The sequence below is a fragment of the Streptomyces incanus genome (assembly GCF_042656345.1).
Classification (GTDB): domain Bacteria; phylum Actinomycetota; class Actinomycetes; order Streptomycetales; family Streptomycetaceae; genus Streptomyces; species Streptomyces incanus.
This window is the reverse complement of the sequence record NZ_JBHSPC010000164.1, coordinates 1-12,903: the sequence shown is the minus strand read 5'-3', so window position 1 is coordinate 12,903 and position 12,903 is coordinate 1. Positions and strand designations below refer to the sequence as shown.

12 protein-coding genes and 1 pseudogene are annotated in these 12,903 nt (G+C 71.4%); 7 read left to right on the top strand and 6 right to left on the bottom strand.

Annotated features, from left to right (window positions below; all coding sequences use genetic code 11):
- Positions 1-81: 81 nt before the first annotated feature.
- Positions 82-1,452, bottom strand: a complete 1,371-nt coding sequence (locus ACFP2V_RS36205; RefSeq protein WP_381220133.1) for a dipeptidase — start codon at positions 1,450-1,452, stop codon at positions 82-84.
- Positions 1,453-1,683: 231 nt separating this feature from the next.
- Between ACFP2V_RS36205 and ACFP2V_RS36200 the strand changes: the two genes are divergently transcribed.
- Positions 1,684-3,003, top strand: coding sequence for a geranylgeranyl reductase family protein (locus tag ACFP2V_RS36200; RefSeq protein WP_381220130.1), 1,320 nt, complete (start codon positions 1,684-1,686; stop codon positions 3,001-3,003).
- Here ACFP2V_RS36200 and ACFP2V_RS36195 read toward each other — a convergent pair.
- Positions 2,993-3,442, bottom strand: coding sequence for a nitroreductase family deazaflavin-dependent oxidoreductase (locus ACFP2V_RS36195; protein ID WP_381220127.1), 450 nt, complete (start codon positions 3,440-3,442; stop codon positions 2,993-2,995). The genes ACFP2V_RS36200 and ACFP2V_RS36195 overlap by 11 nt on opposite strands.
- Before the next feature lie 216 nt (positions 3,443-3,658).
- Here ACFP2V_RS36195 and ACFP2V_RS36190 point away from each other — a divergent pair, with 216 nt between their 5' ends.
- From ACFP2V_RS36190 to ACFP2V_RS36180, 3 genes are all read left to right on the top strand, one after another.
- On the top strand, positions 3,659-4,354 hold the full coding sequence (locus ACFP2V_RS36190) for a TetR/AcrR family transcriptional regulator (protein ID WP_381220125.1): 696 nt from the start codon (positions 3,659-3,661) through the stop codon (positions 4,352-4,354).
- A gap of 115 nt (positions 4,355-4,469) precedes the next feature.
- Positions 4,470-5,738, top strand: a complete 1,269-nt coding sequence (locus ACFP2V_RS36185) for a sensor histidine kinase (protein ID WP_381220123.1) — start codon at positions 4,470-4,472, stop codon at positions 5,736-5,738.
- Positions 5,735-6,400 carry a response regulator transcription factor gene (locus ACFP2V_RS36180; RefSeq protein WP_381220120.1) on the top strand — a complete coding sequence of 222 codons (666 nt, stop codon included), beginning with the start codon at positions 5,735-5,737 and terminating at the stop codon, positions 6,398-6,400. The genes ACFP2V_RS36185 and ACFP2V_RS36180 overlap by 4 nt, the downstream gene beginning before the upstream one ends.
- On the opposite strand, the gene ACFP2V_RS36175 is transcribed toward ACFP2V_RS36180, so the two are convergent.
- Positions 6,361-6,630 (bottom strand): DUF6332 family protein, encoded by a 270-nt coding sequence (locus ACFP2V_RS36175; RefSeq protein ID WP_381220117.1) that lies wholly within the window; start codon positions 6,628-6,630, stop codon positions 6,361-6,363. The two genes, ACFP2V_RS36180 and ACFP2V_RS36175, sit on opposite strands and share 40 nt — an antisense overlap.
- A gap of 135 nt (positions 6,631-6,765) precedes the next feature.
- On the opposite strand from ACFP2V_RS36175, the gene ACFP2V_RS36170 reads away from it, so the two are divergent.
- Positions 6,766-7,152, top strand: coding sequence for a MarR family winged helix-turn-helix transcriptional regulator (locus tag ACFP2V_RS36170; RefSeq protein ID WP_381220113.1), 387 nt, complete (start codon positions 6,766-6,768; stop codon positions 7,150-7,152).
- Here the strand turns inward: ACFP2V_RS36170 and ACFP2V_RS36165 are convergent.
- The gene (locus tag ACFP2V_RS36165) at positions 7,139-7,909 is read right to left on the bottom strand and encodes a maleylpyruvate isomerase family mycothiol-dependent enzyme (protein WP_381220560.1); all 771 of its coding nucleotides are present in this window, start codon (positions 7,907-7,909) and stop codon (positions 7,139-7,141) included. The genes ACFP2V_RS36170 and ACFP2V_RS36165 overlap by 14 nt on opposite strands.
- Positions 7,910-7,981: 72 nt before the next feature.
- Positions 7,982-9,192, bottom strand: a pseudogene (locus tag ACFP2V_RS36160) (MFS transporter); the annotation flags it as partial.
- A gap of 448 nt (positions 9,193-9,640) precedes the next feature.
- Between ACFP2V_RS36160 and ACFP2V_RS36155 the strand changes: the two are divergent.
- Positions 9,641-10,237: a hypothetical protein gene (locus ACFP2V_RS36155; RefSeq protein ID WP_381220110.1), complete on the top strand. Its 597-nt coding sequence runs from the start codon at positions 9,641-9,643 to the stop codon at positions 10,235-10,237.
- A 117-nt stretch (positions 10,238-10,354) separates the two neighbouring features.
- The gene (locus tag ACFP2V_RS36150; RefSeq protein ID WP_381220107.1) at positions 10,355-11,062 is read left to right on the top strand and encodes a class F sortase; all 708 of its coding nucleotides are present in this window, start codon (positions 10,355-10,357) and stop codon (positions 11,060-11,062) included.
- Between the two features lie 103 nt (positions 11,063-11,165).
- Here ACFP2V_RS36150 and ACFP2V_RS36145 read toward each other — a convergent pair whose 3' ends face one another.
- Positions 11,166-12,833: a cellulase family glycosylhydrolase gene (locus ACFP2V_RS36145; protein ID WP_381220557.1), complete on the bottom strand. Its 1,668-nt coding sequence runs from the start codon at positions 12,831-12,833 to the stop codon at positions 11,166-11,168.
- Positions 12,834-12,903 lie beyond the last annotated feature (70 nt).

The window sequence follows — 12,903 nt, the reverse complement described above, 5'->3', positions numbered from 1 at the left end:
GCCGGGTTCCGGTGCGACGCCCGGCCCGGCACGTGGTTCCCCGGCCGGGCGTCGCACCGCAGCCGTGCCGCGCGGGCGGGATCAGCCCGTGGACTCGGCCGCGGACGCGTAGTTGCGCAGGAACAGCGCCTCCGTGACCGACAGCCGCTCCAACTCGTCGGGTGAGACGCTCTCGTTCACCGCGTGGATTTGGGCCTCCGGCTCGCTCAGGCCGATGAGCAGGATCTCCGCCTGCGGGTAGAGGGCCGCGAGGGTGTTGCACAGCGGGATGGATCCGCCCTGCCCCGCGTAACTCATCTCCTGGCCCGGGTACGCGACCGCCATCGCGTCGGCCATGGCCCGGTAGGCCGGGCTGGTGGTGTCGGCGCGGAAGGCCTGCCCCTGTCCGATGTGCTCGGTGCTCACCCGCGCGCCCCACGGCGTGTGCGCCTCCAGGTGCGCCCGGAGCAGCTCGGTGGCCTCGGCCGCGTCGACACCCGGCGGCACGCGCAGGCTGATCAGCGCGCGGGCACTCGCCTGCACGGAGGGGGTCGCGCCGACGACCGGCGGGCAGTCGATGCCGAGGACGGTGACGGCCGGGCGGGCCCAGACGCGGTCGGCGACCGTGCCGGAGCCGATCAGCTCCACGCCGTCGAGGACCTTGGCGTCCTTGCGGAACTGCTCGTCGTCGTACTGCAGCCCGTCCCAGGCGCTGTCGCCGGGCAGGCCGTCGACGGTCGTGCTGCCGTCCTCGGCGCGCAGTGAGTCCAGGACGCGGACCAGGGCGGCCAGGGCGTCCGGCGCGGCGCCGCCGAACTGGCCCGAGTGCAGGTTGCCTTCGAGGGTGTCGACACGCAGCCGTACGAGCGTCATACCGCGAAGGGTGGCGGTGACCGTCGGCAGGCCGGCACGGAAATTGCCGCTGTCGCCGATGACGATGGTGTCGGCCGCCAGCAGTTCGGGGTGCTGCTCGGCATACCGCTCCAGGCCGCCGGTGCCCTGTTCCTCCGAACCCTCTGCGATCACCTTGACGTTGACGGGGACGCCGCCGTCGGCCTTGAGCGCGCGCAACGCCAGCAGGTGCATGATCACACCGCCCTTGCAGTCGGCGGCCCCGCGCCCGTACCAGCGGCCGTCCCGCTCGGTGAGCTCGAACGGCGGGGTGTCCCAGCCGGCCTCGTCCAGCGGCGGCTGCACGTCGTAGTGGGCGTACAGGAGCACCGTCCTGGCACCCTCGGGGCCGGGAAGGAAGCCGTACACCGACTGGGTGCCGTCGGGGGTGTCGAGGAGGGCCACGTCCTGGAATCCCTCGGCCGTGAGCGCGTCCGCGACCCAGCGTGCGGCACCTTCGCTCTCGCTGCGCGGGAACTGGCCGAAGTCCGCCACCGATTTGAAGGCCACCAGTTCGGCGAGCTCCTCCTTCGCCCTGGGCATCAGTGAGGCGACGGTCACGGCGACCGGATTCGACGACATGGGCACGCTCCTTGTGGGTGCGACGTTGTACGGGTGCGTACGTTCGTGGGCGAGGCGATCGTGGAGCACGGGTGAGATCCGGTGTACGAGGCACCCATGCAGCACGATCCTCCCACAGCGGCTTCGAGTGATCGTCGCCGTAGTATGCGGTGGACAGATGGGTACCCCCTGCTCGAGTGAAGCCGAGAGCACGGGGGAGGCAGGCGGCTGGATCGGGAGCAGTAGACCATCGTGAGCAGCGAGAACTCTTCGGCGGACGACGCGCGGCAGGTATGGGACGTTGTTGTGGTGGGCGCGGGACCCGCGGGGGCCTCGGCCGCCTACGCGGCAGCGGTCGCGGGACGGCGCGTGCTGTTGCTGGAGAAGGCGGAACTGCCGCGCTACAAAACGTGTGGTGGCGGCATCATCGGTCCCTCGCGGGACTCCCTGCCTCCCGGCTTCGAGCTTCCGCTGAAGGACCGGGTGCACGCGGTGACGTTCTCGCTCAACGGCCGTTTCACCCGTACCCGCCGGTCCCGGCAGATGCTGTTCGGGCTGATCAACCGGCCCGAGTTCGACCACCAACTGGTGGAGCACGCGCAGAAGGCCGGTGCCGAGGTGCGCACCGGTGCCGCCGTGCAGCGGGTCGAGCAGCACGGCACGGCGGTACCGGACCGCCGCACGGTCGCCCTTGTCCTGCAGGGCGGCGAGACCGTGCTCGCGCGGGCCGTGGTCGGCGCGGACGGCAGCGCCGGCCGCATAGGAGCACACGTCGGGGTCAAGGTGGCCCAGGTCGACCTGGGCCTGGAGGCGGAGATCCCGGTGCCGGACACCGTCGCCGAGGACTGGAAGGGGCGGGTGCTCATCGACTGGGGCCCGATGCCCGGCAGTTACGGCTGGGTCTTCCCCAAGGGCGACACGCTCACCGTCGGCGTGATCTCCCGGCGTGGTGAAGGCGCCGCGACCAAGCGGTACTTGGAGGACTTCATCGGACGGCTCGGTCTCGCCGGCTTCGAACCGAGCATCTCCTCCGGCCACTTGACCCGGTGCCGGGCGGACGACTCTCCGCTGTCGCGCGGACGGGTGCTCGTGTGCGGGGACGCCGCCGGGCTTCTGGAACCGTGGACCCGCGAGGGCATCTCCTTCGCGCTGCGCTCGGGCCGGCTGGCGGGAGAGTGGGCGGTGCGCATCGCCGAGGCCCACGATGCCGTGGACACACGCCGGCAGGCGCTGAACTACGCCTTCGCGGTCAAGGCGGGGCTCGGTACCGAGATGAGCGTGGGCAAGCGGATGCTGGCCGCGTTCGAGCGGCGCCCCGGGGTGTTCCACGCCGTCCTCACCGGCTTCCGCCCCGCCTGGAACGCCTTCCGGGACATCACCCGCGGTTCGACCACGCTCGGCGAGCTGGTCCGGACCCATCCGCTGGCCCACCGCGCCATGATCGCGCTGGACCGGCGTCCTTCGGGCGGCGGCTCCGATGCCGGGGACGACTCCGGTGTCGGGGGTGGTGCCGGGGGTGGTGCCGGGACCGGAGGCGGGTCCGAGGCCGGGGGCGCGTCCGTCAGTTCGTGACCGTGATCCGGAAGACCGGGTGGTCGGGGGCGATGCGGCGCAGTTCCTCGTCGGAGGAGTCCGGGCCCACTCCGTTGAAGAAGGCACCGACCTCCGCCTTCCAGCGCTTGAGGTAGGCGCGCAGCAGCGGTGGCTTGTCGTCGTCGGCGACCTCGGTCGCGGTGAAGACCTCGACGTTCTTCCCGAGGCGCAGTTCGCCGCCGCCGGCCGTCCGCATGTTGTGCGTCCACTGGACGTGGCCCCGGGGCGCGACGAGGTACTGAGCACCGTCCAGGGTCATCAGATTGACCGGGGTGGTCCGCCACTGGCCGCTCTTGCGGCCGCGGACCGCAAGCACCCTGGACCCCCAGACGCTCAGCCCGCGGCGGGTCAGCCACGCCACGAGGCGGTTGAGGACGTTGACGGTGAACCAGCCGGGCTTCTTGACGTGCGTGGACATGAGGACTCCCAGGTGAGAACAAGTCGGGTCGCCGGAGTGGCGCGGCGAAGGAGATGCGGAACGCATGGAGAGCGCCGCTCCTTTTTGTGAGCGCTGCTCTCTGTTTGTTGACGCAAGTCTGCACGGCCCGGCGGTATCGCGCAAGAGCACCGCTCTCGTTTGTGTCTGCCGCTCTCATTTGTGTGCAGTGCTCCGATTTCATGGAAGACTGGTTCCATGAGCACCGCACACGGCGCCCGTGCACGGGCCAGGATCGAAGTTACCGCGGCGATCAAGGAGGAGGCCCGCAGACAGCTCGCGGCGGAAGGCGCCGCCAAGCTCTCGCTGCGAGCCGTGGCCCGTGAACTGGGCATGGCGTCCTCCGCCCTGTACCGGTACTTCCCCAGCCGCGACGACCTGCTGACCGCTCTCATCATCGACGCTTACAACTCCCTCGGCGAGACCGTCGAAACGGCCCACGACGAGGTCGCCGACACCCCGCCGGCCCGGCGCTGGACCGTGGTGTGCGAGGGCGCGCGTACCTGGGCGCTCGGGCACCCGCACGAGTACGCGCTGATCTACGGTTCGCCGGTCCCCGGCTACAAGGCACCCGAGACCACCGTGCCGGCCGCCTCCCGCCTGGCCTTCCTCGTCTTCGACATCCTGCGGGACGCACACCGCCGCTCCGTTCTGGCGCTGCCGCCCCTGTCGGCCGAACTGCGGCCGGAGGCCGAGCGGATGGCCGCCGACCTCGCGCCCGACCTCCCCCCGGAGGTGGTGGTGGCGATGGTGGCGGCCTGGGCCGAGCTGTTCGGGCTGGTCGGGTTCGAACTGTTCGGGCAGTTCCATCGGGTCGTGGAGGACCGCGAGAGGTTCTTCCGGCACGCGGTGGACCGCCTCGCCCGTTCGGTCGGCCTGCCGGCGGCGTCGTAGTCCCGGCCCTCTCGCCGTTCCGCCGCCCGCGCCGACACGTACTTCCAGGGGAGTACGTGTGATCACCTCGCTGGGGTGACGCCGCCACCGGGACCCGGCGTCTAGCGTGACGGACATGGACGAGCAGCGTGGGCGCGGCGGCGGACCGTCGCGCAGGCGGCGGCCCGGTCCTCCTGGGTGGTGGCGGTACGGCCCGCCCGGGAGGGGCCGCTGGGCCGACGAGGGCGACGGGGACGGTGCGAGGAACCGGCGTTCCCGGTGGCCCTGGCCCTCCACCCTGCTGCTCACCGCCTTCGTACTGATCGGCTCCACCTTCGCGGAGCACTCCCAGGAGGGTGAGCGCGTCGCTCTCGACCCCTTCGCACGACTGTTGCTGTTCGCGGCCGGAGCAGTGCTGCTGTGGCGGCAGCGGCATCCGGTGCCGGTGGTGTTCGCCGAGGTGGCCGCCGTGCTGCTCTATCTGGGCGCCGGCTACCCGTACGGGCCGGTGTTCCTGACCGTCGCCGTAGCCTGCTTCAGTGCCGTCGTCACCGGCCACCGCCAAGCGGCGTGGACGGCGATGGGAACACTCTGGGCAGGGCATCTGCTGCTCGCCCATCCGCTCCACCGGTGGCTGCCGGCCGGCGACGCGGTTGCCTCCTGGAGCGAGGAGATCGTGATCGCCACCTGGGTGGTGGCCGTCGTGGCGGTGGCGGAACTGGCCAGGACCCGCCGCGAGCAGTGGGCACGGGAGCGCGCCGAGCGCGCCCAGGCGGTACGGCGGCGCGCGGACGAGGAACGGCTCCGCATAGCCCGCGAACTGCACGACGTGCTCGCGCACAGTATCTCCGTCATCAATGTGCAGGCGGGCGTCGGACTCGCGCTCCTCGACAGCGACCCCGAGCAGGCGCGCACCGCGCTCACCACCATCAAGGACCAGAGCAAGGAGGCCCTGGGGGAGGTGCGCCACGTGCTCGACACGCTGCGCGCCCCCGGTGACGCGCCGCGCGCCCCGGCACCCGGCCTGGACCGCCTGCCCGAACTGGTGGAACAGGCAGCGGACACGGGCCTTGCCGTCACCGTCGAGGGGGAGCCGCCGAAGCTTCCGCCCGGCGCGGACCTGGCCGCCTTCCGGATCCTCCAGGAGGCTCTCACCAACGTAGTACGGCACTCCGGCTCACGGCACGCGCGCGTACGCATCGACCAGGACGCGGGGAGGCTGCGGCTGCGCATCGACGACGACGGGCCCGCCACCGGTGCCGAAGCGGGCGGCAGCGGCAACGGGCTCGCCGGGATGCGGGAGCGGGCCGCTGCCCTCGATGGCACCATCGAGGCGGGCCCGCGTCCCGACGGCGGTTTCCGGGTGCTTGCCGTGCTGCCGCTCGACGCCAAGGAGGACCGGTGATCCGTGTATTGCTCGCCGACGACCAGGCACTGGTCCGGGCAGGCTTCCGGGCTCTGCTGGACGCGCAGCAGGACATCGAGGTGGCAGGAGAGGCGTCCGACGGCACCGAAGCGGTGCGGCTGATCCGCGAACTGCGGCCCGACGTCGTCCTGATGGACATCCGCATGCCCGTGCTCGACGGGCTCACCGCCACCCGCCGGGTCACCGGTGACGCTGACCTGGCGGGCGTGAAGGTGGTCATGCTCACCACCTTCGAGCTGGACGAGTACGTCTTCGAGGCGATCCGGTCGGGCGCCTCGGGCTTCCTGGTGAAGGACACCGAACCCGACGAACTCCTGCGCGCGGTACGGGCGGTGGTTTCCGGCGACGCACTGCTCTCACCGGGGGTGACCCGGCGCCTGATCGCCGAGTTCGCGGCCCGGTCCAAGGAACCGGCCGCCGCCGACACCCTGTCCGGCCTCACCGAGCGGGAACGGGAGGTGATGGCCCTGGTCGGCATCGGCCTGACCAACGAGGAGATCGCCCGCCGTCTGGTCGTCAGCCCGCTCACCGCCAAGACCCACGTCAGCCGCACCATGGTCAAACTCGGCGCCCGCGACCGGGCGCAACTGGTCGTCCTGGCCTACGAGTCGGGCCTGGTCCGACCGGGCTGGCTCGGCTGATCCGCCGGCCGGAACCGCATCAGCACACTGACCACCCGAACGAGGAAGAGGACCGGCGCAAGCACCGCCCCGGCGCCGAGCAACAGACCTTCGACGGCACCAGGAAGGGCGAAGAGCAGCGCCGGACCCGCCGCGGCACCGAAGACGACCGCAGCGGCGAACGCCGCGCTGCACAGCGCGTAGCCGATCTCAACAGTGATCGCATCCCGCTCGGCCTGAGTCCGCCGCACCCGCGACTCCCCACCGTTTTCCTCTGCTCGACTTTCTTCTGCTCGACCTTTTGAAGTCAAACAGCCCGAGGTCCGGAAGGGCAAGGAGGCCGAAGCGCGTACGTGGGCGGACGGCGTGCCTGCTACGGTGCGGCCATGGCGGCGAAGCAGCCCGAACAGGCGCTCGTGCAACAGTGGCGGGACATATTGGCCCTGCATGCCCGCACGCAGTGCGAACTCGACCGTGCACTGCACGAACACGGCCTGTGCGGCAGCGACTTCGAAGTCCTGGACATTCTCGCGGGCGCGGTGCGCGGCTGCTCCTACCGCGTCCAGGAGATCGCCGAGCGGGTCCATCTGAGCCAGAGCGCGCTGTCCCGGCTGATCGCCCGTCTGGAGCGGGAAGGGCTCGCCGAACGGGGCATGTGCGCGGAGGACCGGCGGGGCGTTCGGGTCTCGCTGACGGCGAAGGGGCGCGCGTTGCACGGCGAAGTGCTTCCCGTTCAGCGCGCGGTGCTGACCCGGATGCTCACGCACCACTGAGCCGGGGCCTCGGGGCGGGGGCCTGGCCCACGGCGGACGCGTCCCGCCAGAGCGCGGCGAGAGCCCGGTCGCCCGACACCGCCGGCACCGGCAGCCGGTTCCACAGCGCGAGATACAACTGCTCGGCCGGACCGGCCAGTTCGCATTCGGCGTCCCCATCCGCGTCCCGCGTGGTCACGGGCGGCTCCGGCGACAGGCGTACGGTCCACACCGCGTCGGCATCGGTGGCCCGCACCCGCAGGACGCGCGGCGCCTCGGTACGGACCCGGCTCGTGCGGCGTGCGTGGAAGCCGCGCAGCAGCTCGTCGATGCCGTCCACCGCGAAGTCTGTCGCGACCGGGGCCGGAGCGCCGCCGCGCGCCGACTCCGCGTCGAACCGGTGCACCGCCGTCTCGTGTGCCTGACGGCGGGCCCAGAAGGCCAGGGCCGAGGGCGGTCCGGGCAGAAAGGTGAAGCACTCCACATCGGGGGCCGCGGCCGACAGGGTGTCGACGAGCGTGCGGTGCCCTTCGCGGTACCAGGCCATGAGCTCGGGGCCGTCCAGCTCGGGAGGGTCGCCCATGGGACGGGGCGGGACATGCCCGTCAGAGACGAAGGCCGCGGCCCACCGGTGCACCACCCCGGTGTGCCGGACCAGATCGCGTACCCGCCACTCGGGGCAGGTCGGCACCTCGGCGTCCGGGCCGGCCTTCTCGGCGGCTTCGGCCAGCCGCCGGCCCTCTACGTCCAGGATCCCCACGAACCAGGAAACGTCCATGGGGAGGAGTCTGCCGTACGCGACCGGGCCGGTGGGGTACATGTGCGGCAAGCTGTCCCTCGGCCAGGCCGGGGCTGCCTTGCGGGTCGCCAACCCGATCGCCGTGGCCACCGCCGCGAGCACCGCCACACCGGTCAGAGCAGCCGGAAGGCTGAACCGGTCCGCCATGAACCCGATCGCCGGCGGACCGAGGAGCATGCCGCCGTACCCCGGGGTGGACGCCGTGGCGACACCACTCGGGCCGGCGAGCGCGCCCGCGCGTTCGATGGCCACCGGGAAGGGGTCGGCGAGGCCGGTGCCGGTGACTGCGTAGCCGAGCGGGGCTCCCTCCAGCGAGGGCGCGAGTGCGCCGAGCGGCATCCCGGCCGTCGTGATGGTGCCGCCCGCGACCAGGGTCCGGGTCCTGCCCAGCCGCTCGAGCAGTGTCGTACCGGTGAGCCGCCCGATCGTCATGGCGAGCGCGAGGCAGGAGTGCCCGAGGGCCGCGACGCCCGGCGAGGCGCCGAGGTCCTCCTCCGGACGCAGCGCGCCCCAGTCGGCCCAGGCCCCTCGCCGTAGGCGGTGCAGGGCGCGATCAGTCCGAAGACGATCACCAGCGTGTGAGGACGGCCGTCCAGTCGGCGCGGGCCGCCCTGCTTGGTCCACCCGGCGTCCTTCCCCGCCCCTGCCCCCGGTCAGCGGGGATCAGCGGCTCGATCCGCATGAACATCCGTCCCGCTACGGCGGTCACCAGCGGGCCGATGGCCGCGAGCTCCCACAGATGCCGGGTGGCCGAGAGGGAACCGGCGACCAGGGCACCCAGCCCCATGCCGCCCAGGCCGAACGCGGCGTGGAAGCTCGGCATGACAGGGCGCCGCAGCGCGGCCACCAGATCGACGGCCGCGCTGTTGAAGGCGACAATGATGCCACCGTAGGACGCGCCGAACACCAGGAGCGCGGCGCCGGGCGCGAGCGCGGAGTGGGTGAGCGACGGCAGGCCGACGCCGAGGCAGAGCAGGATCGCGCAGACCACGGTGACGGGATGACTGCCGTAGTGGCGGCGCAGCCGGCCGGTGAAGAGCATCGTGACGACGGTTCCGGCGGAGCCCCGAAGCCCCCGAGCAGGACGAGCTCCAGCGCGCTCGCGGAGGCACCGGTCTACTCCTTGATGGCGGGAATGCGGACGACCCAGCCGGCGAAGACGAAGCCGTCGAGGGCGAAGAAGAGGTCAGGGCGAGGCGGAGGCGGACGAGGTCGGAGCGCGGCACGACGCTGCGTGAGCGGATTTTGTTTATTAGCGGCACAAAACGAGACCAAGCAGGCCCCGGGCCAAGGGCAGGAGGGGGCCGGCCCGCGCGGTCCGGCCCGCGCGGTCCGGGGCGACGGCGGCGCCATGGCCAATCCCACTGCCCGGCGGACGGCGAAGAAGAGCGGCTGCTCGGAATCCTGGCCCAGCGTGGCGCTGACCACGTCGAACGCGATGAAGGCGTGCCGTCCGCCGGGCAGTGACGTCGGCGACCTCGACCCCGTTGATCTCACCCCAGGCCCGGCAATCCTGCCCGCTCACGGCAGCAGCTCGACGCCGCCCCCCGGGTGAGCCGTCGGTACCCCCGGAGGGGTGGCTTCGTAACCCATGTGAACGCCTCGAATGGTGGGAGCCAGAGATGTGACTGACGGTAGATCACGTTGGGGTCCGGTCAAGCGTGCTGGCGTGGAGTCAGCAGCCGGGGCCACCGACGGAAGGACAATCGGATGCGCTCTGCCCGCATGCTGCTCGCCACCGCGACGGCCACCGCGGCCCTCGTGGTCTCGGCGCCCACAGCCTTCGCCGCCCTGTCGGGCGACTGGGAGCACGACAAGTCTTCCTACAGCAAGGAGCACGACGAGGACAGCAGCCACGACAAGCTGAACGGCGGAATCCACACGGGTGGCGGCGCCCTGGTCGCCGTGAAGGGTGACGGCCGGAGCGGCGAGCACGACGAGGGCGAGTACAAGGAGGAGTCCGGGGAGGAGTTCAAGGGCGAGGACGAGTGCAGGGACGAGTGCAGGGACGAGGACAAGAGGGACCGGGAGCACGGCAAGCCGAACGGCGGAATCCACACGGGTGGCGGCGCCCTGGCCGCCGTGAAGGGTGACGGCCGGAGCGGCGAGCACGACAAGGACGAGTACAAGGACGAGGACGAGGGCGACAAGGGCTGGGAGCGCGAGAAGCCGAGCGGTGGCGTGCACACCGGCGGTGGCGGGCTCTCCGACCCGAGTCTCTCCGGCGGTGGCCTGGCCGCGCTGGCCGTTCTCGGTGCCGGCGCCTACGCGCTGCGACGCAAGAAGGCGTCCGGAAGCGTGGCCTGATCCATGCCTGGCGTCATAGCAGTCGGGGTCGCCGTACACGCGTCGCGTGTCATGGCGGCCCCACTCGCCCTTTCGCCCTCCGTGTTCGCTGCCGTGTCCGAATGAGGTGGTCCCCCGATGGCAGCCCGCCCCCTTTCCCCCGTCCCCACAGATCCGGCCCCGGCGCGGCGGAGGCTGCGCGCCGTTATGACGGCGATCTTCTGGGGCACGGCAATCCTGGTGCTGGCGGTGAGCCTGCTCGGCGGCAGGGGGGATCCCCCTGCCGACGCCCTCGGCTCGCACGCTCCTCCCGCGACGTCCGCCTCCGCCACTGCCTCCGCCACCAGTCCCACGGTCAGCGGTTCCGCCGAGGCCCAGCCGGTCGGCGAGTATCTGCCGCGGTCCGCCCCGACCCGGTTGCGCATCCCCGAGATCAACGTCGACGCGCCCTTCACCGATCTTGCCGTCGCGGCTTCGGGCCAGCTCGACGCCCCGCCCCCGGACGACATCAACCTGGTCGGCTGGTTCGCCGACGGAGCGTCCCCGGGGGAGCGCGGAACATCGATCATCGCCGGACATGTGGACACGAAGACCTCGGCCGCGGTGTTCGCCCGGCTCTCCGAACTCAAGCAGGGCGACCGCTTCGAGGTGGAGCGGGCCGACGGGCGCGAGGCGGAGTTCGTGGTCGACCACGCGGAGTCGTTCGCCAAGGACGACTTCCCCGACGAGCGTGTCTACGCCGACACGGACGATGCCCAGGTCCGGCTCATCACCTGCTCCGGGGACTACGACCGCAAGGCCAAGGACTACACCGAGAATCTGGTGGTCTTCGCCCACCTGGTCTGACTGGTACGGAACGGGCGCACCGATCCGTACGGAACGGTCGGGCCGACTCGAATGGATCGCTGCCCGGAAGGGGACCAGGACACCCTTCCGGGCAGCGTGTTCGTCAGGCCGCGGAGCAGACGGCCCCGTTGAGAGCGAACGCCGACGGCCTGGGGTTGCCGCCCGTGATGGTGGCGGTGAAGCCGAGGGTGACGGAGCCCGCCGCAGGGATCGACGCGGTGTAGGGGGCCGAGGCGACGCTGACCTCGGAACCGGTCTGGACAGGGGTGCCGCCCCACATGTTGGTGATGCGCTGGGCACCGGGGAAGGTCCAGTTCAGAGTCCAGCCGGCGACCGCCGAGCTGCCGGTGTTGTGGATGATGACCTCGCCCTGGAAGCCGCCGGGCCACTCGTTCGTCACCCGGTACCGGACCTCGCAGGCGCCCTGGCCCCCGCCGGAGGAGGTGGTGACGGTCACCGTGCCGGAGCGCGGCGAGCGGTTGCCGGCCGCGTCCCGGGCGTACACGGCGTACGTGTAGGGGGTCGCGGGAGAGAGGCCGGTGAGGGTGGCGAAGGTACTCGCGGTCGTGGTGACGACCGTCTCCCCGCCATTGCTGATCCGGACGACGTCGTAGCCCGTCACGCCGTTCGCGTCGGTGGCCGCCGCCCAGGTGAGCGTGGCCGACGACGAGGTCACCGAGGAGGCGGTCGGCGTGCCGGGGGCGGTCGGGGCCGTGGTGTCACCGCCCGACCCGGAGGAGTAGATCTTGGCCTCCTTCGAGGTCGCGGCGATGCCGTTGGCGCCGTTGAAGAGACGCCGCCCCCAACTGGTCAGCTGGTTCGGGTCGAAGTTCGTGACCATGTCCAGGTACTCGACCCCGCCGCCGTTGCCGCTCCAGGACCAGCCGAGGTAGCCGAGGCCGAGCTGTTGGGTGACGGCCAGGATGGTGTCCTCGTCGGGGTCGCCGTCGGAGTGGTTGTGTCCGAACTCGCCTACGACGATGGGGAGTCGCATGGTGACGAAGCGGCCCAGGTAGTCGCCGATCTCGGCGGCGGTGTCGAAGACGCCGTACATATGGATGGAGAACACCGTGTTGGCGTCCGGGTCGGCGGCGAACACCGAGGCCGCGTTGTCACGCATGGTGAACGCCCAGTCCTGGCCCCAGTTGGGGGCGTCGACCATCAGTGTGTGGTCGAAGCCCGCGTTGCGCAGTTTCTGGATGGCGGCCTTGGTGTCGGCCGTCCAGTTCGCGTAATTGGTGTTGCCGTAAGGCTCGTTGCCGATGTTGACGACGACGTAGTCCTCCTGGCCGGTCAGCGCGCTCCGGACGCTGATCCAGTAGTCGGCGGCGCGGGAGAGGGTGACCGCTCCGCTCTGCTCGCCGTAACCGGTGGTGTCGTGCACCTCCAGGACGCAGATCAGCCGGTTCTGCTTGCACTGCGCGACGACGTTCGCCACGTCGGCCGCGTTGTTGGTGGTCCAACGGTCGCCGCTGGAGAGGACGACGCGCACGGTGTTGGCGCCCTTGGCCTTGATGTGCGCGAGGGAACTGATCCGGTCCGCGTACCAGGTGTGGGCGTGGTTGACCCCGCGCATCACGAAGTCGTTCCCGGAAGCCTCCAGCAGCCGGCCGTTCTCGACGTGGAAGCCGGTGGGCGCCGCGTGCGCCGGGGTGCCGAGGGCGAGCAGCGGGAGCAGGAGACCCAGGAGGGCGGCGACCAGACCGGCTGCACGGGGGAGCGTGATGGTGCGGGTGGACGTCGGGGCGGGCGTGCGGGTGGGTGCGGGCATGCGGGATCTCAGGGGGCGTCGATTAATTAATGGGGCGTGTCGCGTCATCCTGGCGTTGATGTTGCGTGCA